At 65.0% G+C, this 20503-nt stretch carries 18 protein-coding genes; 7 read left to right on the top strand and 11 right to left on the bottom strand.

The window, feature by feature from the left end:
• Positions 1-4 precede the first annotated feature (4 nt).
• From BN2503_RS01455 to BN2503_RS01430, 6 genes are all read right to left on the bottom strand, one after another.
• The gene (locus tag BN2503_RS01455) at positions 5-1705 is read right to left on the bottom strand and encodes a FecR family protein (RefSeq protein WP_054254860.1); all 1701 of its coding nucleotides are present in this window, start codon (positions 1703-1705) and stop codon (positions 5-7) included.
• A gap of 12 nt (positions 1706-1717) precedes the next feature.
• Positions 1718-2428, bottom strand: a complete 711-nt coding sequence (locus BN2503_RS01450; protein ID WP_054254859.1) for a response regulator transcription factor — start codon at positions 2426-2428, stop codon at positions 1718-1720.
• An 81-nt stretch (positions 2429-2509) separates the two neighbouring features.
• Complete coding sequence (locus tag BN2503_RS01445) at positions 2510-3799, bottom strand: tryptophan--tRNA ligase (RefSeq protein ID WP_054254858.1); 1290 nt, start codon at positions 3797-3799, stop codon at positions 2510-2512.
• A gap of 19 nt (positions 3800-3818) precedes the next feature.
• Complete coding sequence (locus tag BN2503_RS01440) at positions 3819-4487, bottom strand: site-2 protease family protein (protein ID WP_054254857.1); 669 nt, start codon at positions 4485-4487, stop codon at positions 3819-3821.
• Positions 4488-4534: 47 nt separating this feature from the next.
• Positions 4535-5170, bottom strand: coding sequence for an L-threonylcarbamoyladenylate synthase (locus BN2503_RS01435; protein ID WP_054254856.1), 636 nt, complete (start codon positions 5168-5170; stop codon positions 4535-4537).
• 4 nt (positions 5171-5174) lie between these two features.
• Positions 5175-6050, bottom strand: a complete 876-nt coding sequence (locus BN2503_RS01430) for a 3',5'-nucleoside bisphosphate phosphatase (RefSeq protein ID WP_054254855.1) — start codon at positions 6048-6050, stop codon at positions 5175-5177.
• Between the two features lie 143 nt (positions 6051-6193).
• Between BN2503_RS01430 and BN2503_RS01425 the strand changes: the two genes are divergently transcribed.
• The 3 genes from BN2503_RS01425 (at position 6194) to BN2503_RS01415 (ending at position 10678) form a co-directional block, all read left to right on the top strand.
• Positions 6194-7813 (top strand): methyl-accepting chemotaxis protein, encoded by a 1620-nt coding sequence (locus tag BN2503_RS01425; RefSeq protein ID WP_082366461.1) that lies wholly within the window; start codon positions 6194-6196, stop codon positions 7811-7813.
• A 257-nt stretch (positions 7814-8070) separates the two neighbouring features.
• Positions 8071-9876, top strand: a complete 1806-nt coding sequence (locus BN2503_RS01420; RefSeq protein WP_054254854.1) for a methyl-accepting chemotaxis protein — start codon at positions 8071-8073, stop codon at positions 9874-9876.
• A gap of 199 nt (positions 9877-10075) precedes the next feature.
• A complete protein-coding gene (locus BN2503_RS01415) occupies positions 10076-10678 on the top strand; it encodes a TIGR00645 family protein (RefSeq protein WP_054254853.1) in 603 nt (200 codons plus the stop codon).
• A 134-nt stretch (positions 10679-10812) separates the two neighbouring features.
• Here BN2503_RS01415 and recJ read toward each other — a convergent pair whose 3' ends face one another.
• Both recJ and BN2503_RS01405 read right to left on the bottom strand, forming a co-directional pair.
• Entirely contained in the window at positions 10813-12537 is a 1725-nt protein-coding gene (gene recJ, locus BN2503_RS01410; RefSeq protein ID WP_054254852.1) for a single-stranded-DNA-specific exonuclease RecJ, read from the bottom strand.
• Positions 12534-13463, bottom strand: coding sequence for a hypothetical protein (locus BN2503_RS01405; protein ID WP_054254851.1), 930 nt, complete (start codon positions 13461-13463; stop codon positions 12534-12536). Before BN2503_RS01405 ends, recJ begins: the two co-directional genes overlap by 4 nt.
• Before the next feature lie 156 nt (positions 13464-13619).
• On the opposite strand from BN2503_RS01405, the gene BN2503_RS19885 reads away from it, so the two are divergent.
• A complete protein-coding gene (locus BN2503_RS19885) occupies positions 13620-14951 on the top strand; it encodes an immunoglobulin domain-containing protein (RefSeq protein WP_139235328.1) in 1332 nt (443 codons plus the stop codon).
• Here BN2503_RS19885 and BN2503_RS19880 read toward each other — a convergent pair.
• Entirely contained in the window at positions 14948-15280 is a 333-nt protein-coding gene (locus BN2503_RS19880) for a hypothetical protein (RefSeq protein WP_139235327.1), read from the bottom strand. The genes BN2503_RS19885 and BN2503_RS19880 overlap by 4 nt on opposite strands.
• Positions 15281-15303: 23 nt before the next feature.
• Between BN2503_RS19880 and BN2503_RS01400 the strand changes: the two genes are divergently transcribed.
• From BN2503_RS01400 to BN2503_RS01390, 3 genes are read left to right on the top strand one after another with little or no spacing between them, the layout of a single operon-like run.
• Positions 15304-16557, top strand: coding sequence for a lipoprotein-releasing ABC transporter permease subunit (locus tag BN2503_RS01400; protein WP_054254850.1), 1254 nt, complete (start codon positions 15304-15306; stop codon positions 16555-16557).
• Positions 16550-17281, top strand: a complete 732-nt coding sequence (gene lolD, locus BN2503_RS01395; RefSeq protein ID WP_082366460.1) for a lipoprotein-releasing ABC transporter ATP-binding protein LolD — start codon at positions 16550-16552, stop codon at positions 17279-17281. The genes BN2503_RS01400 and lolD overlap by 8 nt, the downstream gene beginning before the upstream one ends.
• A 10-nt stretch (positions 17282-17291) precedes the next feature.
• Positions 17292-18125: a TatD family hydrolase gene (locus BN2503_RS01390; protein ID WP_054254849.1), complete on the top strand. Its 834-nt coding sequence runs from the start codon at positions 17292-17294 to the stop codon at positions 18123-18125.
• A gap of 57 nt (positions 18126-18182) precedes the next feature.
• Here BN2503_RS01390 and BN2503_RS01385 read toward each other — a convergent pair whose 3' ends face one another.
• Both BN2503_RS01385 and BN2503_RS01380 read right to left on the bottom strand, forming a co-directional pair.
• Positions 18183-19868 (bottom strand): PhoH family protein, encoded by a 1686-nt coding sequence (locus BN2503_RS01385; protein ID WP_054254848.1) that lies wholly within the window; start codon positions 19866-19868, stop codon positions 18183-18185.
• Positions 19869-20004: 136 nt separating this feature from the next.
• Positions 20005-20490 carry a peroxiredoxin gene (locus BN2503_RS01380; RefSeq protein WP_054254847.1) on the bottom strand — a complete coding sequence of 162 codons (486 nt, stop codon included), beginning with the start codon at positions 20488-20490 and terminating at the stop codon, positions 20005-20007.
• Positions 20491-20503: the final 13 nt, after the last annotated feature.

Raw genomic sequence — 20503 nt, 5'->3', positions numbered from 1 at the left:
CGCCTCAGGGGCTTTGAATGGCCGTGCCCGACAGGGTGCGTACCGGCAGGCCGGAGCCGTCGAGCACCGCATGGTTCAGGGTGATTTTTCGCGGTGGCGAGAATTCACTCTGCAGGCCGGACGCAGACTTGACCTGGATGTGCACGTAGTAGGTGCCGGGAGGCAGCCCTTGGGCTAGCCAAACTGGGCGCTCAAGGATTTCATCGGCCACGCTTTGTGTGCCTTCCGCGTCACGTGTCAGCAGAAGCCGGAATGTTTGTCCCGGCAGTGCAGACCAGTGCAGTGCCAGGCCGCCTCCCGCTGCTTGCTCTTCCAGGGGGCTCACTGCGGTTGGGCGCGTTTCGACGGCGAAGGGTTGGGCTGGCGAAAATGGGCCGTGGTCGATCGAGCCGCCAGCGAGTTGCTGCACGCTGGCCGTACGCCAGTAGTAGCGGCCTGGGGCAAGTCCGGCCAAGGGCAGATGGCACTCGTTTTGGCGTTCTGCAGAGGCCTGTACATCGCGGAATCCTTCGTCCCGCGAAACCTGCAAGTGGTACCAGCGTACGCCGGGTACCTCCGTGCAACGCAATTCAACCTGGTCTTGCGCGAGGGTGGCGCCTGGCGCGGGAGACTGCGCCAGCGGAGGAATCGGTCGCGTCTTGATGCGCAGTGGGCGCTGTGCGGCGTAGCCTGGAATGCCATCTGCATCCACACCACGCACACGCAGTTGGTACAGGCCGTCGTCCAATACCGGCCAGGTGGCCAAGGGGGCACTGAAGCTGCCTTGGCGCAGTACCTGGGTGAACCGTGGATCTTGTGCGATCTCCACCTGCCACATCGTGGCTGCGCCCAGGGCAGGCAGGGGTAGATTCAGCAAGGCGGCATCATGCAGGGCCTCAGGCACTCCGGAAAGGTCGGGCTCGGGCAGTAGCGCGCGAGGCCGGCCAACCTCGCCGCGCGCACTCACTGCGACGCCTTGGCCGGGCTTGAGCAACGCAGCTGCAGAACCTTTGTCAGTATCGCGCGCTTGCACGGCCACGGATCCCTCCAGCACGGCCGTGGTGGTAGCGCCCTCCGGTGTCAGGCGTACATCAAAGCGGGTGCCACGTACGCTGGTCGATGCGGAGGGCGTACGTATCTCAAGATGGCGTGGCGTCGTATCCTGGTTCGGAACCGAAGTCTCGACGCTGCCGCGGTGCATTTCGAGCACCGACTGAAGGCTGCCCGCCCTGCCTCGGCGTCGCAGTTGTTGTAACTGCACCTCGGAATGGGCCTGTACGCGCACGATGGAACCATCGGCCAGACGCACAGCAACGAAAGAGTCCTGGCCGGACTCAAGCACCGTGCCTTCTTCCAATTCCTGCCCAGGCTGCACCAGGCCACCGCCGGACGGTGTTTTACGCGCGACGGAGCCGTGCACGAACGCCACCGTAGCACTGCTTGTGGGCAGCAGCCGCGTTGGAATGCGCAGCACCGAGCCAGGCTGCAGACGCCGAGGATCAGCGACGCGGTTGCTGGCCTGCAGGAGATGCCAGCGCCGGGCGTCTCCCAAATAGTGCAAGGCCAGGCGCTCCAGGGTGTCGCCGAGAACCACGGTATGGGCAATGTTTTGCCTGCCCGAAGGGGGAGCCGCTTGTGCTGCCGCTGCGCAGGCCAGCGTTCCGCAGAGTGCCAAGCGCATGGCGGCGTGGAACGGAGCGAGGACGGGCAGCGAGGGACAAGGCATAGGGAAGGGGAGTTAGTTCGGTACGGAGCTGGTCGGCAGGGGAGCCACGGCTTCAAAGCGGTAACCCACACCATAGATGGCGGAAACGATGTAGCCGTTCGCCGGACGCAGATCCAGCAGTGTACGCAGCCGGGAAATATGCGTGTCCAGGGAGCGGGACATCACGTCGGAGTTCTGCCCCCAGATGATTTCGCGCAGATGGTCGCGCGACAACAGTCGCCCCATGTTCTGGAACAGGAAAAGTGCCAGGTCGTACTCCCGGTTCTTCAGCTCCACGCGCTGTCCATCAACCTCGAGTGCGCGTGCATCGGGAAAGAACCGGTAACGCCCGAACTCCAGCACGCTCTGCGTGGCGGCTGGGTAGGCCCGGCGCAGCAGTGCCGTCACACGCGCGGTGAGTTCACCGACGCGCACGGGCTTGACCATGAAATCGTCCGCGCCACTGCCCAGACCTTCGACAATGTCGCGCTCCTCGCGCCGGTGCGTGACGAACAGGATCGGTAGCTCGGCCCCCAGGTTTTCACGCACCCAGCGGACGATCTCCGGGCCCGGGATGTCGGGCAGCTCCCAGTCAACAATCAGCAGGTCGAAGGTCTCGCGGCGCAACGCCTTGAGCAACGTGGTGCCATTTTGGTAGGTGTGGCACATGTGGCCCATGGCGGCGGTGGCGCGCTGGATCAGTTCCAGTTGCAGCGCATCGTCATCCAATGCAGCAATGCGCATAGATTCGCTCCTTTCTTGGGGAGCATCCTATGCGCAGGCCCATTTGCAGCTCAAGGTGGTTTGACAAATGTTGATGTTTGATCAGGCTGTCGCCAGCGCTTGCAACGCTGCAGCAGCCGCCGCATGGGCCTCCTGCGCCAGTGGCTCGAGTAGATCCAGGCACGCGTCGAGCCCTTGCTGCTGCAGGCGCGCAATCGCCTGGCCCGCGTCTTTCGGGACGTCGAACCCCTTGCTTTGCAGCAGCAAGTGACCATCGGCCGCCACGAGCTTGAAATAGAACTTGCCATCGGCCTCGCGGTACTGCTTGAAGCTGGGAACCGCAGCCTTGGTGGCCTTGGCGGCGGGCTTGCCGCTGCCTGCGCTCTGGGCCAGGCTGCGCAAGCCCACGGCGGCACGCAGTTCTTGCATGAACGGGGTGGCGATCTTGCGCGCCCGCTGTGCGCCTGCCTGCAGAATGTGCTCAACATGCTCCGGGTGGGCCAGCAAATCGTCGTAGCGCTCGCGCAGCGGTGCAATTTCACGGTCGATGCGATCAAACAGCATCTGCTTGGCGTCGCCCCAGGCAATGCCATCGGCATAGGCACGGCGCAGCGCGGCGGTTTCGTCCTCGCTGGCAAACGCCTGGTAGATCTGGAACAGCGCCGAGCCCTCGGTCTCTTTGGGTTCGCCAGGCTTACGCGAGTCGGTCAGGATGCCACCAATCAACTTGCGCAATTGTTCGCGCGGCGTGAACAGGGCGATCGTGTTGTCGTAGCTCTTGCTCATCTTGCGGCCGTCAAGCCCGGGCAGGGTGGCCACCTGGTCGTCTACCGCCGCCTCGGGCAGCACGAAGTGATCGCCGTAGAGGTGATTAAAGCTTGCGGCCATGTCGCGCGCCATTTCGATGTGCTGTATCTGGTCGCGTCCCACCGGCACCTTGTGGGCGTTGAACAGCAAAATGTCGGCACCCATGAGCACGGGGTACATGAACAGTCCGGCGCTCACCCCTTCGTCTTGCTCGCGGCCGACTTCCTGGTTCTTGTCCTGTGCGGCCTTGTAGGCGTGTGCGCGGTTGAGCAGGCCCTTGCCGGTGACGCAGGAAAGCAGCCAATGCAGTTCCGGAATCTCGGGAATATCGGACTGCCGGTAGAACGTGACGCGCTCGGGGTCAAGCCCTGCCGCAAGCCAGCTTGCCGCGATTTCCAGGGTCGAACGATGCACCCGCGCCGGGTCTTGGCATTTGATGAGCGCGTGGTAATCGGCCAGAAAGTAGAAGTTCTCGACGGCCGGTGTGCGTGTGGCCTCGATGGCCGGGCGCATCATCCCTGCGTAATTGCCCAGGTGGGGGGCGCCGGAGGGCGTGATGCCAGTGAGAAAGCGCGTGGTACTCATGTGAAAAAAAGCAAAGGCCCTAGCGCAACAGTGCGGCCAAGGGCGTGATCAAGAGATGGATGACGCCGTAGCCCAGGCTCATCAGCGGACGCAGCCACAGGGCGCCCACGACTCCCGCGATGACCAGGCCCATGACGATGAAGAACCCCCAGGGCTCGATGCGTGCCACGAAATGGGCCTGTTTCCAGGGCAGCAGGCCAACGAGGATGCGGCCACCGTCCAGCGGTGGCAGCGGGAACAGGTTGAACGCCCACATCACCAGGTTGACGAGCACGCCGGCCTGCGCCATCTCGATGAAGAAGGGCTCTTCCACACCCAGGCCTGGCAGGAGTACCCACAAGATGGCCCAGAAAATGGCTTGCACGAAGTTCGAGGCCGGGCCCGCCAAGGCCACCCACACCATGTCACGCTTAGGGTTGCGCAGTCGCCCGAACTGCACTGGAACTGGCTTGGCGTAGCCGAACAGAAACGCGCCCGACGTTGCAAAGTACAGCAGCAGCGGCATCAGGATGGTGCCTACCGGGTCAATGTGTTTGAGTGGGTTGAGCGTGCAGCGCCCCAGCATGTAGGCGGTGTTGTCGCCGAAGTGGCGTGCCGCATAGCCATGGGCCGCTTCATGCACGGTGATGGAAAACAGCACCGGCAGTGCGTAGATGAGAACGGTCTGGATGAGATTGTTGATGTCCACGGCGCAATTGTGTCAGACGCAGCGGGCGGGCCCGCTGCCCACGCGGGTCACAGGCCCAGGGCCTGCAGGCTGCCCCGGCCTTCGCGCACCACCACAGGCTCGTCGCCCGAGGCCATGGGAACGAGATCCAGCACCGTGGTTGGCGCTTGTGCGCAGGCGCCGGCATCCACGATGCCATCGAGCTGTTTTTCGTAGCGTTCGCGGATGTCCTGCGGGTCGTTCAGAGGCTCCGTCTCCCCGGCGGGTATCAGCGTGGTGGCCAGCAGGGGAGCGCCGACCAGCTCCAGCAGCATTTGCAGGCTTTTGTGCGTCGGCACGCGCAACCCGATGGTCTTGCGCTGCGGATGGCTGACGCGCCGCGGCACCTCTTTCGTCGCGTCGAGGATGAAGGTATAGGCCCCCGGCGTGGCCAACTTCAGCAGGCGGTACTGGCGGTTGTCCACGATGGCGTAACTCGCCAGCTCCGACAAGTCACGGCACAGCAAAGTGAGGTGGTGTTTCTCATCCACTTGGCGGATGCGCCGCAGCCGATCCACTGCGGCCTTGTCATCGAGCTGGCACACCAGGGCGTAGCTGGAATCTGTGGGCACTGCCAGCACGCCGCCCTGGCCCAGCAGTGCCGCCGCCTGCTTGAGCAGGCGTGGCTGCGGGTTTTCGGGGTGGACTTCGAAGTACTGGGCCATGGGATTAGGCGGGTAAACCTGGGGCGGGTTGTATGCGGCTGGCCAGCAGCTCCCACACGGGCTGCAGGCTGGACGGCAGCGGCGGGAGCGCACCAAGGTCTGTGCGCGACTCCTGCGGGCTGTGGAAGTCGCTACCGCGCGACGCGGCCAGGCCAAACTCCTTGGCCATGGCTGCGTACGTCAGGTACTCGGCGCTAGTGTGGCTGCCTGTGACCACCTCCACGCCTTGGCCGCCGTGGTGCTTGAACTCGGTGAACAGCGCGTATTCCTCATTCGGACTGAAGCCGTAGCGTGCCGGGTGGGCGATCACGGCCAAGCCGCCGGCTTCGCGGATCCAGCGCACGGCATCGCCCAGCGCCGCCCAGCGGTGTGGCACGTAGCCGGGCCGGCCTTCGGTGAGGAAGCGGCGAAACACTTCCGGCGTGTCATGGCATACCCCGATTTCCACAAGGTAGCGTGCGAAATGTGTGCGCGAGATCAGTTCCGGGTTGCCCACGTAGCGCAGCGCACCCTCGTAGGCGCCAGCAATGCCCGCAGCGGCGAGCTGCTCGGAGATCTCCTGCGCGCGCTCGCCCCGCCCGCCGCGTGTGGCGCGCAGGCCCTGGGCGAGCTGCGCATCGTCGGCATCGAAACCCAGGCCAACGATGTGGACGGTGGTTCCGATGAACGTCACGGAAATCTCGACCCCCGTCAGATAGGCCAGGCCCAGGCTGCGTGCCGCCTGGGCTGCACGGTGCTGGCCGCCGATCTCGTCGTGGTCGGTCAGCGCCCAGAGATCCACGCCGCTGGCATGGGCCCGCGCAGCCAGTGCTTCGGGCGTGAGCGTGCCGTCAGAAACCACGGAGTGGCAGTGAAGGTCGGCGTTCAGGGGAAAGGTCACCGATCCATTCTACGGGTTTGTCCTAGAGGGTGCAGCGTAGGTGAATTCCTTTAATCGCAGTCCTTCACCCGCTGGATTGTGGGTAATTGAATGTATCTTTCGCGCTGGGCCAACGACCCAGTGATTCACTCAGACGCAATGCCATGCAGTTAGACAATATTCCGGTGTTCCGCAAGCTATGGGGCATGTTCCTGCTGCTCATGCTGGCGATGCTCGTGGTGGCTGGATTCCAGCAGTACCGCGCCAACAGTTCCATGGCGCAGGCCATGCACGATGTCATGGATATCGAATCGCGCATCACCCAGTCCGTGCGCTGGCGCGGCGATTCGGAAACCACGGTCAGCATGCTGATGGGGGCCGCGGTCACTTCCGACGCGGTGCTGGCGCAGCAGTACGACGCCAAGGTCAAGGAACTGAACACGGCCATCGGCAAGATTCAGGAGGCCATCGTGGCACGCACCAGCGCGCCCGGGGAAAAGGCCGTGCTCGACCAGGTCCTGGTCCAGCACCGCGCCGTGCAGGCGGCCACGGCCAAGACATGGGACCTCAAGGGCGAGGGGGATGTGGTGGAAACCCAGCGCTTCGCCGACGAGCAACTGGCGCCGCAGGTGGCGCGCTTCCTGCAGGCGCAGGATGCCTTCGTCGCCACACTGGAGAAAAGCCGCGAGACGGTCGTCGCCACGGCTGGCGAGCGCCGCATGCGGTACATGGCCGAGGGGCTGGTCGTCGCGGCCTTGCTGATGGCGCTGTTCCTCTTCATGGCCTGGCGGCTGGTGCGCTCGATCACCACGCCGTTGCAGCAGGCCGGCCAGTTGATCGACGCGATTGCCGCGGGCGATCTCACGCAGGACCTGCGCAGTGAGCGCAAGGACGAATTCGGCCACATGCTGCGTGCGCTCTCGGCCATGGCGGCGCGCCTGCGCGGCGTGGTGGGCAACGTGCGCGCGGGTGTGGAGTCGGTATCAGCGGCGTCTGGGGAGATCGCCTTGGGCAACCAGGACCTGTCGGCGCGCACTGAGCAAACGGCGGCCAACCTGGAGGAAACGGCCGCCAGCATGGAAGAGCTCACGGCCACGGTGACGCAATCCGCCGACACCGCGCGCCAGGCCAACCAGCTTGCGTCCCATGCTGCCCAGGCGGCCGAGCGCGGCGGCGTGGTGGTGGAGCAGGTGGTGAGCAGCATGCAGCACATCACCGAAAGCTCGCGCAGGATCGGCGACATCATCGGCGTGATCGACGGCATCGCGTTCCAGACCAACATCCTGGCGCTGAACGCCGCCGTGGAAGCAGCACGCGCTGGCGAGCAGGGCCGGGGCTTCGCCGTGGTGGCGGGCGAGGTGCGCAGTCTGGCGCAACGCAGCGCCGAGGCGGCCAAGGAGATCAAGCAGCTCATTGGCCAGTCGGTGCAGAGCGTGGAGAACGGATCGGCGCAGGTGGCCCAGGCCGGGCAGAGCATGCAGGACATCGTGGCCAGCGTGCGCCGCGTGAGCGACCTGATCGGCGAGATCACCGCTTCCAGTGGCGAGCAGCGCGACGGCATCGCCCAGGTCAGCCAGGCCGTGACGCAGCTCGACCAGATGACGCAGCAGAACGCGGCGCTGGTGGAGCAGTCCAGCGCGGCCGCCGCAGCCATGCGCGAGCAGGCCGGGCGCCTGGCCGAAGCGGTGGCCGTGTTCAACGTGGGGGCGGCGGCCTCCGCGCCCGTGGCGTCCCGGGCCGCCCTGGCGGGCGCCCGGCCGGTGGCCCGGCTGGCCGCGGCCTGAGGCGCCATGGCGCATTCAACGAAAAAGGCAGCACGGGCTGCCTTTTTTCGTGGGGCGCGCCGCCCCGGCCGCAGGCGGCATGGGGACGGATGCGTGCCACCTGGGCCGTTGCGCCGCGTCGTTGTTGAGTGTTCTACCAAGGAATGTAAGAAAAAGTAAAGTCCTCGCCCGGAAAATTATCCGGCGTGCTGCACTTCACCGTCGCCATGCCGCCTGTCCGCTGTGCAGCGGCCCTTCAGAATCCCTTGGGTAACAACATGAATTTCAACCATATTTCCGTGGGCCGCAAGCTGTGGGCCATCGTCATCGGCTTGATGGCCGTGATGATGGGACTGGTGTACGGGATGCAGTCGTATGTGGCCTCCGTCGATGACGAGACCTCCCGCGTCGTGCAGTTCAACGAAGACCGCATCACCTTGGCGCTGCGCTGGAAGGGCGGCACGGAGTTGACCTCCAACAGGCTGGTCAGCAGCCTCGTTACCACCGACGACAGCCTGTCCGAAGCTCTGCTGGGCCAGGTCAAAGCCGGCATCGCGGCCGTTTCGGAGATTCAGAAACAGGTAACGGAGCTCACGGTCTCGGGCGCAAGCAAGCAGGGGCTGGAGCGCATTGCCACCGAGCGTGCGGCGGTGCTCAAGCTCGTCGCCGAGGGGCAAAAGCTACGTGCTGATGGCGACCTCGCCGGCGCGCAGCGCCTGGTGCGGGAGCGCCTGAACCCTGCCATTGCCACGTACGTCGCGGCGCAGGAAGCTTTCGTGGAACTCCAGCAGCGGGAGCGCGACGAAGCCAAAGCGCAGGGCCTTCAGGTGCGCACCGTGGCGCAATGGACCGGCATGGGCGTGTCGATGCTGATCCTGGCCATGGGCCTCGTGCTGGCCTGGCTCACGGTGCGCAGCGTCACGGTACCGCTGGAGCGCGCCGTTGGCCTGGCTGACCAGATCGCTGGAGGCGACCTGACCGCAGACATCCACGATGACCGCAAGGATGAGCTGGGCCACCTGCTGCGCTCGCTCTCGGCCATGGCCGCGCGCTTGCGCGCTGTGGTGGGCGAGGTGCGCTCCGGCGTGGAGTCGGTGTCGGCGGCGTCAAGCCAGATCGCCACCGGCAACCACGATCTGTCGGCCCGCACCGAGCAGACCGCCGCCAACCTGGAGGAAACGGCCGCCAGCATGGAAGAGCTCACCGCCACGGTGACGCAGTCGGCCGAAACCGCACGCCAGGCCAATCTGCTCGCGGGCCAGGCCGCGCAGGCGGCGCAGCGCGGCGGCGAGGTGGTGGGCCAGGTGGTCTCCAGCATGCAACACATCACCGATTCGAGCCGCAAGATCGCCGACATCATCGGCGTGATCGACTCCATCGCCTTCCAGACCAACATCCTGGCGCTGAACGCCGCCGTGGAAGCCGCGCGCGCCGGTGAGCAGGGCCGGGGCTTTGCCGTGGTGGCCGGCGAGGTGCGTGCGCTGGCCCAGCGCAGTGCCGACGCGGCCAAGGAGATCAAGGGCCTGATCACGGCCAGCGTGGAGAGCGTCGAGTCCGGCTCGCAGCAGGTCAGCCAGGCCGGCCAGAGCATGGAAGAAATTGTCCAAGGCGTGCGCCGCATGAGCGACCTCATTGCCGAGATCACGGCATCGACCAGCGAGCAGCGCGACGGCATTGGCCAGGTGAACCAGGCAGTGACCAACCTGGACCAGATGACGCAGCAGAACGCCGCGCTGGTCGAGGAGTCCAGCGCCGCGGCAGCGTCCATGCACGACCAGGCCCTGCGTCTGGCGGAAGTGGTGGCTGTCTTCAACGTCGGGGCGGGCGCTGCCGTGCGCGCTGCTGCGCCGGCGCGTGCCCCCGTACGTTCCCCTGCGCGAGCCCCCATGCGTGCGCCTGCGGTGCAGCGTGCCCCGGCTGCCGCAGTGACCACCGCCAAGAAGGTGCCAGCAGCGCCCAGCCAGGTGGCCTCAAGCAAGCCCCCGCAACCCAAGGCGGCTGCGCCGCAGCTGCCTGCTGCACCCGCCAAGGCAGCGCCGCCGCGCCCCAGCGCCACGGCTGAGGACGAATGGGAAAGCTTCTGACGGCTTCCCGTCGCGCCGCAGTCCCCGCAAGGGGCTGCGGCTTTTTTTTGCTCTTTTTTCGATAGCTTTTAGCGCTTTATGGAAAAGGGCTAGAGGCTATTTTTTCTGTGTTTTTGCAGGGGCCCTGGGCCGCAAACGGCCGGACGCACTTGCGGGCGCTCTTCTAAAATTCGCGCCCGGCTTTTTCCCGCACACATCCATGAAAAAAAACATCCGTCGTGGCTCGGCCCTGAGCACCCTGCCTTCGCTGATCTTTGCCAGCCGCTGGCTGCAACTGCCCCTCTACCTGGGGCTGATCGCCGCCCAGGCGGTGTACGTGTTCCACTTCTGGGTGGAGCTGGTGCACCTGCTGGAGGCCGTGTTCGGCAGCGAGAAGGCCCTGCAGGCCCTGGTGACCAGCATTGGCTACAAGGCCGATGCACCCATTACCAGCCTGAATGAGACCGTGATCATGCTCGTCGTGCTGGCGCTGATCGACGTGGTCATGATCTCCAATCTGCTCATCATGGTCATCGTCGGCGGCTACGAGACCTTCGTCAGCCGCATGAATCTGGAAGAGCACCCCGACCAGCCCGAGTGGCTCAGCCATGTCAACGCTTCGGTGCTCAAGGTCAAGCTGGCCACGGCGATCATCGGCATCAGCTCGATCCACCTGCTCAAGACCTTCATCAACGCGGGCAACTACGACACCAAGGTGCTGATGTGGCAGTCCATCATCCACATCACCTTCCTGCTGAGCGCGCTGGCGATTGCGCTCACCGACCGGCTCCTGAGCGCCGCGCACAGCGCGCCAGAGCACTGAGCCGCACCTTCTGCGCTACGGCACACAGCGTTAAAACTGGCGCGCCCGAAGCGTGGGCCGCCGCGCAAGGGTCGCCCCGCCACGCTGGCTGCGGCCCCCTCCCACGCGCAGCGTGAGAGAGGGGGGAAGGCGACTCAGGGGGTGTTGGCCTCCACACCCTCCACCACGAACTGCACGCGCCGCTCGCCGCGCCACTCGTTCACGTCGAGCCGGAAGGCCAGCAGTGCCTGGCGCGGCAGCGGCTCGGTGTGGCCGAACCAGATGCCATCCACCGGCTCGCCGCGGTGCAGCAGCTTGAGCGAGAGGTGGTTCTTGCCTTCGCCCACCAGGCGCTGGTTCAGCACTTCCAGCTCCTCGCTGAAGGTCGGTGGGGCAAAGCCTTGGCCCCAGACCTCGCGTGCCAGCATGTCCACCAGGTCGGCACGCAGGTATTCGGGCGCCAGTGGGCCGTCGGTTTCCAGGCGGCGTGTCAGCGTGGCGGCGTCCAGCCATTCCTGCGCCACCTGGGCGAAGGCGCGCTCGAAGGTCTCGAAATGCGCCGCCGCCACGGTGCAGCCCGCCGCCATGGCATGGCCACCGAATTTCAGCACCACGCCCGGGTGGCGTTTGGCCACGAGGTCGAGCGCGTCGCGCAGGTGAAAGCCTGCGATGGAGCGGCCCGAGCCCTTGAGCTCGTGTTCCTTGCCCGGCGCGCTGCTGGCGGCAAAGACGAAGGTCGGGCGGTGCAGCTTGTCCTTGATGCGGCTGGCCACGATGCCCACCACGCCTTCGTGGAAGTCGGGATCGAACACGCTCACGGCGGGCGGCGGGGCTTCGCTTTCGTCGAACAGGTTCTCGGCCATCAGCATGGCCTGCTCGCGCATGCCACCCTCGATCTCGCGGCGCTCGCGGTTGATGGCGTCCAGCTGGCGCGCCAGCTCCAGCGCGTGCGCCGCGTCGTCGGTGAGCAGGCATTCGATGCCCAGTGTCATGTCGGCCAGGCGCCCGGCGGCATTGATGCGCGGCCCCAGCGCGAAGCCGAAGTCGAAGGTGGTGGCCTGCTCGGCCTTGCGCCCGGCGGCGGTGAACAGCGCCGCCATGCCCGCGGGCAGGGCCCCTGCACGCACGCGCTTGAGGCCCTGGGCCACCAGGCGGCGGTTGTTTGCGTCCAGCCGCACCACGTCGGCCACGGTGCCCAGCGCCACCAGCGGCAGCAGCGGCTCCAGCCTTGGCTGGCTGGCGGCATCGAAGACGCCGCGCGCGCGCAGTTCGGCGCGCAGTGCCAGCAGCACGTAGAACATCACGCCCACGCCCGCCATGGCCTTGCTCTCGAACGTGCAGCCGGGCTGGTTGGGGTTGACGATGGCGTCGGCCGCAGGCAGCTCGGGGCCGGGCAGGTGGTGGTCGGTCACCAGCACCGCCAAGCCCAGCGCTTTGGCCTCGCGCACACCTTCCACGCTGGCGATGCCGTTGTCCACGGTCACGAGCAGGTCGGCGCCGCGCGCGTGCACGCGGCGCGCGATCGGCGGGGTCAGGCCGTAGCCGTCCACCACGCGGTCCGGCACCAGGTAGTCCACATGGCGCGCGCCCAGCAGGCGCAGGCCGCGCACGCCCACGGCGCAGGCGGTGGCGCCGTCGCAGTCGTAGTCGGCCACGATGACGATGCGCTGGTCGCTGGCGATGGCGTCGGCCAGCAGCCGTGCCGCCTCTTGTGTGCCGCGCAGCGTGGCGGGCGGCAGCAGGCGGGCCAGGGCGTCATCTAGCTCGCTGGGCGTGCGCACGCCGCGTGCAGCGTACAGGCGTGCCAGCAAGGGGTGGATGCCCGCCTGCTCCAGCGCCCAGGTGGGCCGGGGGGGTACGTCTCGGACTATTATTTTCATAGCTGCTCGCGCACGTCCAGTAAGCGTTGGGGCCGAAAAAAGCTTTGAATGCGTTGGGCCCACGGGCGTGCGCCGCTGTGCCAGTGCAGGGCGCCGTTGTCACCGCACAGGCTCAAACGCACGCTGTGGCCGGCCTGGGCCTGCGCAGCCAAGGTGGCAACGGGGCCGGCATCGAGTGCTTGCCAAGCCTGTGCCCAGGCGGCCCAGTCGCCCGCCAAGGCGCTGGCCCGCAAAGACACATCGAGCTGGGGCGCCGGGCTGCGCGGTGGCGGCAGGGCGTCGAGCTGGCCCGCGCCGTGCAGCCAAAAGGCGTTCACAGGCAGTTGGCCCCGGGCGCTGCGCTCGTCGTTGAAAGGGTGGTTGTAGAGCAGCATTTGCAGCTCGGTGTGCAGGCGCTGTAGCCAGCGTGCTTGCGCGCCCTGGGGCTTCCAGTGGCTGGTGTCGCGCCCTTGTACGCGCTCCAGCGAAGCGGTGTGCAGATCGGCCAGTGCGCTGCCGCAGGCCAGCCAGCGCAGCGGCGCATGGTAGGTGAGCGTGATGCCGTCTTGCGCCAGCCAGGGGGCGACGATGGCCAGCAGGGCCCGCTCTTGCGCGTCATCCAGGCCCAGTTGTTCGGGCGGGTGCATCAGCACCTGGTCGGCCCCGGCTTGCCAGTGGCAGGGCGTGATCCAGGCGCAGGGCTGGCCCAGGGTGCGGCTCTCCCAGGCGGCCCAGGGCGTGGCCGGGCTGGGCAGGCCCAGGGCCTGCGCCAGGGCGCGCTCGTGTGGCAGGGTCGGGTCGCTGTCTTGTCCGGGCTCGGGGGCACTGCGGCCCAGCTGCGCTAGCAATCGCTCCAAGTGGGGCAGGCGCAGGGTTTGCAGGGCGTGGGTGCAGCCGTCAGCGTCGGTGGCGGCGTAGGCAATCAAGAGGTGGCGGGTTTCGGACATGGGGGCGTATTGTCCAAGATGGCACAATCGTATCGTGTGAAGCGGGATAATTTTGGTGAAAGTTACTGTTTACGCGGGCCCTGGATTTTTTGTCTTGGCAAGAAAATAATGGGCTGATTTCACGGCCTCAGTAAAAATATTTTTTTGGAGAAAAAGATGAGTGATCAAAACGAAATTCGCATTCTGCAAGCCCCACTGGGGCGACGCACTCTTTCATTGGCGGGTGTGGCTTGGGTATTGTCCGCATGTGGTGGGGGTGGTGCAACATCTGGTGTTGAAAAAGAACTTTTGCCGAAAATTTTGGGGCTGCGTGGTGGCGGTGAGGCGGAAGAGGGTAATTTGGCTCAGTTTGATGTTTATGTGGATGATAAAAATGGCCCATTTAAATTTCAGTGGATACGTAACGGCGTTGCAATAGCTGGGGCGACGGATAATTTTTATAGGTTCTCGGCGAAATTGGAGGATTCTGGGGCTACTTTTTCAGTCGTTGTATCCAATGCGTATGGTTCAGTGACTTCTGATTCTCTTGGTTTGATTGTGAATCCGCGCAGGGCTGGTGATGGCATTATTGAAGAGGCTACCGGCGCATTGAGTGCCTTGACTTTTGAGCAGACCTTGGTGAAGTTGGGGCGTTCGGGGGATTTGTTTGTTTTGCAAATTCCTACGCGCGAATTGGTGCGTATCAATCCTGATGGTCAGCAGGTGCCGTTGTATTCTGGTGTGCAGTCCATTCAGTTTAAACAGTATCCCAAAAAAGTGAGTGTGCTTGAGCGGGAAAATGGGGATTTGTACGTTTCAGCGGGGTATTTGGAGCCCAAGGGGGGAGAGCTTTACAAGCTGTCTGCCAACGGTCTGGAGAACCTTTTGCAGGGTGACGAGATGTTTGGCATTGTCCCTTGGGGTATTCATCATGGCCCGGCAGGAAGAATTTTGGTGCTGGATTGTCTCACCATGGCAATTTTTGAAATTACAGCAGCTGATAGGTTGCTTCAATACTCCAAGGGGCCTGATTTGACTGGGGCTCGACTGGCAAATAATGAATACTTGTATCGTGGAATGGCTGTTAATAGTGCTGGAAAAATATTAATTTATGTGGGTAGATATAGTGCCTATATGTCTCCAGGGGGTAGCTTCTTGAAAGAGGTTACTCCGACTGGTGATTTTCTGGACGTGGAGTATTTTAAAGACCATCAGACGCAGTCTGTGTTGTCGGTAGGGGATGTTTTTTACGCGCGTTCGTCTTTTCAGTATGAGACTGATCAAGCTTTCGGTCTTTATGAAATTGGTGTAGATAATTATGCGCGGCCTCTCTCGCCTCGCCTGAGGGGTTATTATTCTAGGTATATTGATTTGGTTGATGTGACGCCTGAGGGGAAGATAATATTTGCAATAATGGGTGCTGATCAATTGATGGCTGTTTATCTTAGAAGATCTCCAAGAGCTTCAAGGTATATGCTGCTCAATGTGGGTGCGATGAAGGTTGATTAATTTGTTTGGCGGGAATTGCGTGAGCGCCAATTTTGTGGGGTCGGCTTAAGCCGCGAAACATCAGTCAATCGCCCTTGATTGGTGGGTGTTAAAGGTTGTGTGCCTTGTGATGGCTGAACCATCATTCGCAGCTCAAGCCGCCCCAGCAAAGGATCCGTGCGTAATTCCTGTTTTGGGTAATCATCTTCTATTTTGATTTTCGAGGTGTAAATTGTTTTTATTTGATTGACCTGTTTTTTTGGCAGTGCCTTTTGTTTGTTTTTGAGCGTGCTGCTGGTATTTTTTTGTTGATATCGAATTGACCCTGCAAGTGATTGCACTTCACTCATGGCCCTGAGCCAGTGGTGGTTTCATGCAAATTCCCTACGAGCTGGCCCTGGGCTGGCGCTACACCCGTGCGGGCCGCGCCACGCGGCGCAACGGCTTTATCTCGTTCATCTCGGGCGTGTCCATGCTGGGCATCGCGCTCGGGGTGGCGGCGCTCATCATCGTGCTGTCGGTGATGAACGGCTTTCAGAAAGAGGTGCGCGACCGCATGCTCAGCGTGGTCTCGCACATTGAAATTTTTGCCCCGGGTGGAGCGGCGCTGCCCGATGTGGCGCAGACCCTGGCCGAAGCACGGCGCAACCCGGCGGTGGTGGGCGCAGCGCCCTTCGTGGCGGCCCAGGCGCTGCTGGCGCGCGGCGAAGACATGAAGGGCGCGCTGGTGCGCGGCATCGACCCGGCGCGCGAGGGCGAGGTGACCGACCTGGCCGCCGCCAACGCCGACGTGCTGCGCCAGCTGGAGCCGGGCGCCTTCCGCGTGGTGCTGGGCATCGAGCTGGCGCGCCAGCTGGGCGTGCGTGCGGGCGACCTGGTCACCCTCATCGCCCCGGGCGGCCAGGTCACGCCCGCGGGCGTGGTGCCGCGCCTCAAGCAGATGACGGTGGCCGGCACCTTCAACTCCGGCCACTACGAATACGACGCCGCGCTGGTGATGCTGCACCACGAGGATGCCGAGCGCCTGTTCCGGCTGGAGGGCCCGACGGGCGTGCGCCTGAAGCTGCAGAACCTGCACGACGCCCCGATGGTGGCGCGCGAACTGGCCGACACCCTGACCGGCCACCTCCTGATCCGCGACTGGACGCAGCAAAACCGCACCTGGTATGCCGCCGTGCAGCTGGAAAAACGCATGATGTTCATCATCCTCACGCTCATCGTGGCGGTGGCGGCGTTCAACCTCGTTTCCACCCTGGTGATGACCGTGACCGACAAGCGCGCTGACATCGCCATCCTGCGCACCCTGGGCGCGAGCCCGCGCAGCATCATGGGCGTGTTTGTGGTGCAGGGGGCCATGGTGGGCGTCATCGGCACCCTGGCCGGGCTGCTGCTGGGGCTGGGCATTGCGTTCAACATCGACGTCATCGTGCCGGCCATCGAGCGTGCGCTGAACGCCAGCTTCCTGCCCAAGGACATCTACCTCATCAGCAAGATGCCCAGCGACCCGCAAAGCAGCGACATCGTGCCGATCGCCGTCATTTCTCTGGTGTTGGCCTTCGTCGCCACCCTGTATCCGAGCTGGCGCGCCAGCCGCGTCAACCCGGCGGAGGCCCTTCGCTATGAATAACGTAGCTGCTAGCGCAAGCCCAACAAGCGCTCAGGGCCAAAATGGCATCAATTCTGGCGTGGTGCTGCACGCCCAGGGCCTGGCCAAGCGCTTTACCGAAGGACGGCTCGACGTGCGCGTGCTGCAGGGCGTGGATTTGCAGGTGCGCCGCGGCGAGACGCTGGCCATCGTCGGCGCCTCGGGCTCGGGCAAGAGCACGCTGCTGCACCTGCTCGGCGGACTCGACGCGCCCAGCAGCGGCAGCGTGCAGTTGCTGGGCCACAACCTGCACGGGCTGGCGCCGGCCGAGCAGGGGCGGCTGCGCAATGCGCACCTGGGCTTCATCTACCAGTTCCACCACCTGCTGCCCGAGTTCAGCGCCATCGACAACGTGGCCATGCCGCTGCGCATCCGGCGCCAGCCCTACGAGGACTGTCTGCGTGAAGCCCAGCAGATGCTGGCCGCCGTGGGCTTGGCCGAGCGCGTGCAGCACCGCCCCGCCGAGCTCTCGGGCGGCGAGCGCCAGCGCGTGGCCATCGCGCGCGCGCTGGTCACGCGACCGGCCTGCGTGCTGGCCGATGAGCCCACCGGCAACCTCGACCGCAGCACGGCCGACAACGTCTTTCAGCTCATGCTGCGCCTGGCGCGCGAGCAGGGTACGGCCTTCGTGCTGGTGACGCACGACGAAACCCTGGCCGCGCGCTGCGACCGCGTGCTGCGGCTGGTGGAAGGGCGGCTGGGGTAGGCTCGCGCCCATGCCTGGCTGGATCGACACCCACTGCCACCTCGACGCGCCCGAGTTCGCCCCCGACGTGGACGCCGTGCGCGCCCAGGCGCGCGCGGCGGGCGTGGCGCACTGCGTCATCCCGGCCGTGGCGCGCAGCCAGTGGGATGCCGTGCGCCAGCTCGCGCACCGCCATGGCGACAGCTACGCGCTGGGTATCCACCCGCTCTACACGCCGCAAGCCGCCGACGAAGACCTGGAGGCGCTGGCCGCTGCGCTGGCACGGCACCAGGCCGACCCGCGTTTGGTTGCGGTGGGCGAGATCGGGCTCGACGGCTTCGTGCCCGGCCTTGACCCCGCGCGCCAGTGGCGCTTTTACCGCGCGCAACTGCAGCTGGCGCAGCGCTGTGGCCTGCCGGTGATCCTGCATGTGCGCCGCTCGGCCGACCGCTTGCTCAAGGGCCTGCGCGAAGTGCCGGTGCGTGGTGGCATTGCCCATGCCTTCAACGGCAGTGTGCAGCAGGCGCAGGCGTTCATTGCCCTGGGTTTCAAGCTCGGGTTTGGCGGTGCCGTGACCTACGAGCGCGCCCTGCAGCTGCGCCGCCTGGCGCAGGCACTGCCAGAGGACGCCATTGCCATGGAAACCGACGCGCCCGACATTCCGCCGCACTGGCTCTACCGCACCGCCGCCGAGCGCGCGGCGGGCCAGCCCCAGAGGCGCAACAGTCCGGCCGAGCTGCCGCGCATTGGCGCTGAGGTGGCGGCGCTGCGCGGCCTGGCCCCCGCAGATTGGGCGGCACGCACCCGCGCCAACGCCGTGGCCGCGCTGCCAGGGTTGGCCACCCTGCTTTCGCAATCAGCATAAAAATAGCTGCTAGCGCTTGTCTGGCAAGCGCTAGCAGCTATTGTTTTGATAGTTTCGTTACAGCACTTCGCTGGCGAAATCCGCCAGGCGCGAGCGTTCGCCGCGCGCCAGTGTGATGTGGCCGCTGTGTGGCCAGCCCTTGAAGCGGTCGACCGCGAAGGTCAGGCCCGACGAGCCTTCGGTCAGGTACGGCGTGTCGATCTGCGCCAGGTTGCCCATGCAGACGATCTTCGTACCCGGGCCGGCGCGCGTGATCAGCGTCTTCATCTGCTTTGGCGTCAGGTTCTGCGCTTCGTCGATGATGACGAACTTGTCCATGAAGGTGCGCCCGCGCATGAAGTTCATGCTCTTGATCTTGATGCGGCTGCGGATCAGGTCGTTCGTGGCGGCGCGCCCCCATTCGCCGGGGTTGCCGCCGTCGCCCTTGGCGAGGAATTCGAGGTTGTCGTCGAGCGCGCCCATCCACGGGCCCATCTTCTCCTCCTCGGTGCCGGGCAGGAAGCCGATGTCTTCACCCACACTCACGGTGGCGCGGGTCATGATGATCTCGCTGTAGCGGCGCTCGTCCAGCACCTGCGTCAGGCCCGCGGCCAGCGTCAGCAGCGTCTTGCCCGTACCGGCGGTGCCGGTCAGGGTGACGAAGTCCACATCGGGGTCCATGAGCAGGTTCATGGCGAAGTTCTGCTCGCGGTTGCGCGTGGTCACGCCCCAGACGGCGTTCTTGGCGTGGCCGTAGTCCTTGAGGGTCTGCAGCACGGCGGTCTTGTCGCGGATTTCGGTGACGCGCGCGTACAGGCTGGGCTCGCCCGGTGCCTCGAAGTAGACAAACTGGTTGATCATCATCCCGGCCACCAGCGGGCCGCTGATGCGGTAGTAAGTGTTTGCGCCGCTTTGCCAGCTTTCCACGTTCTTGCCGGCCTTGCTCCAGAAGTCCGCCGGCAGGGCGAGCGACCCTGCGTACAGCAGGTCGTCATCGTCCAGCGCTTTGTCGTTCTGGTAGTCCTCGGCGGGCAGGCCTAGGGCGCGCGCCTTGACGCGCATGTTGATGTCCTTGGACACCAGTACCACCTCGCGCGGGGTGTGCTGGGCGCGTAGCGCCTCCACCACACCGAGGATTTGGTTGTCCGCCTTGCCCTGGGGCAGGCTGGTCGGCAACTGGTAGTTCAGCGGTGCGGTCTGGAAGTACAGCTTGCCGGTGGCGGCGCGCTGGCCCGTGGCGTCGAGCGCAATGCCCGCGCCGATGTCGGCGCCCTGGGTCGCCACCAGCGCGTCGAGCGAGCGGCTGACCTGGCGGCCGTTGCGCGCCACTTCGGTCATGCCCTTCTTGTGCGCGTCGAGCTCCTCCAGCACGATCATCGGCAGGAAGATGTCGTGTTCCTCGAAGCGGAACAGGCTGGTCGGGTCGTGCAGCAGCACGTTGGTGTCCAGCACGAAAAGCTTGGTGGGGCCTTTGCTGCGGGTCTTGCGCGTGCGGGCTGGGGCGGCAGCGGTTTTGGGGACTGCGGCGGGCTTGGTTGCCGGCTTGGCAGCCGCCTGTTGCACGGGTTTAGGCGCGGGCTTGGGCACGGCCTTGGCCAGCGTGGGCGCGCTCGCCAAGGTGCTGGCCGTGGCGGGTGCAGGTTTGGCCCGGGGGGGCGTTTGCGCAGTGCGCGCCGTGGACTTGCGTGCCGCGGGCGCGGCGGCGGCGAAGGCTTGCTCGGGCAGGCGGGCGGCGCGCTGGGTCGGGGCGGGGGGCAGGGGCATGGTCGAGGAGGCTTCCTGGCGGTTCAGAAAACAAAAAGCCGCCGGGCGAACCGGGCGGCTTGTCGTGTAAGGGAGGGGAGCGGCTTGTTCTGGTGCTGCATCAGCGTGCCATTATGCACAGCCCCCGTGACACCCGTTAGGCAGCTTTCTTCAGTGCCTTGAGCGATTTCACGGCCTTGAGCACCTCGTCCACATGGCCGGGCACCTTCAGGCCGCGCCATTCCTGCACCAGCAGGCCATCCGGGCCGACCAGGAAGGTGCTGCGCTCAATGCCCTTGACCTTCTTGCCGTACATGATCTTGTTCTTGACCACGCCGAACATGTGGCACATCTTCTCCTCGGTGTCGGCGATCAGCTCGAAGGGCAGTTCGAGCTTTTCCTTGAAATCGTCGTGCGACTTCATGTTGTCGCGCGAAACGCCGAACACCGCTGCGCCAGCCTTCACGAAGTCCTTGTACTTGTCGCGAAACTGCATGGCCTCGGTGGTGCAACCTGGCGTGTTGTCCTTGGGGTAGAAATACAGCACCAGAATCTGACCCTGGTGGGAGGTGTTCGATACCTTGATTCCGCCGGTCGCGTTGGCTTCAAATTCTGGGAGGGGTTTGTTGACAACGATCGCCATAGGGTCCGAATCT

Source organism: Paenacidovorax caeni (assembly GCF_001298675.1).
Classification (GTDB): domain Bacteria; phylum Pseudomonadota; class Gammaproteobacteria; order Burkholderiales; family Burkholderiaceae_C; genus Paenacidovorax; species Paenacidovorax caeni.
This window is presented reverse-complemented; position numbering and strand designations above follow the sequence as displayed.

Excerpts from the sequence above, each read along its gene's own strand:
- BN2503_RS01455 (WP_054254860.1), bottom strand. The coding sequence starts at position 1,705 with ATGCCTTGTCCCTCGCTGCCCGTCCTCGCTCCGTTCCACGCCGCCATG.
- BN2503_RS01450 (WP_054254859.1), bottom strand. The coding sequence starts at position 2,428 with ATGCGCATTGCTGCATTGGATGACGATGCGCTGCAACTGGAACTGATC.
- BN2503_RS01445 (WP_054254858.1), bottom strand. The coding sequence starts at position 3,799 with ATGAGTACCACGCGCTTTCTCACTGGCATCACGCCCTCCGGCGCCCCC.
- BN2503_RS01435 (WP_054254856.1), bottom strand. The coding sequence starts at position 5,170 with ATGGCCCAGTACTTCGAAGTCCACCCCGAAAACCCGCAGCCACGCCTG.
- BN2503_RS01425 (WP_082366461.1), top strand. The coding sequence starts at position 6,194 with ATGCAGTTAGACAATATTCCGGTGTTCCGCAAGCTATGGGGCATGTTC.
- BN2503_RS01420 (WP_054254854.1), top strand. The coding sequence starts at position 8,071 with ATGAATTTCAACCATATTTCCGTGGGCCGCAAGCTGTGGGCCATCGTC.
- BN2503_RS01415 (WP_054254853.1), top strand. The coding sequence starts at position 10,076 with ATGAAAAAAAACATCCGTCGTGGCTCGGCCCTGAGCACCCTGCCTTCG.
- recJ (WP_054254852.1), bottom strand. The coding sequence starts at position 12,537 with ATGAAAATAATAGTCCGAGACGTACCCCCCCGGCCCACCTGGGCGCTG.
- BN2503_RS01405 (WP_054254851.1), bottom strand. The coding sequence starts at position 13,463 with ATGTCCGAAACCCGCCACCTCTTGATTGCCTACGCCGCCACCGACGCT.
- BN2503_RS19885 (WP_139235328.1), top strand. The coding sequence starts at position 13,620 with ATGAGTGATCAAAACGAAATTCGCATTCTGCAAGCCCCACTGGGGCGA.
- BN2503_RS19880 (WP_139235327.1), bottom strand. The coding sequence starts at position 15,280 with ATGAGTGAAGTGCAATCACTTGCAGGGTCAATTCGATATCAACAAAAA.
- BN2503_RS01400 (WP_054254850.1), top strand. The coding sequence starts at position 15,304 with ATGCAAATTCCCTACGAGCTGGCCCTGGGCTGGCGCTACACCCGTGCG.
- lolD (WP_082366460.1), top strand. The coding sequence starts at position 16,550 with ATGAATAACGTAGCTGCTAGCGCAAGCCCAACAAGCGCTCAGGGCCAA.
- BN2503_RS01390 (WP_054254849.1), top strand. The coding sequence starts at position 17,292 with ATGCCTGGCTGGATCGACACCCACTGCCACCTCGACGCGCCCGAGTTC.
- BN2503_RS01385 (WP_054254848.1), bottom strand. The coding sequence starts at position 19,868 with ATGCCCCTGCCCCCCGCCCCGACCCAGCGCGCCGCCCGCCTGCCCGAG.
- BN2503_RS01380 (WP_054254847.1), bottom strand. The coding sequence starts at position 20,490 with ATGGCGATCGTTGTCAACAAACCCCTCCCAGAATTTGAAGCCAACGCG.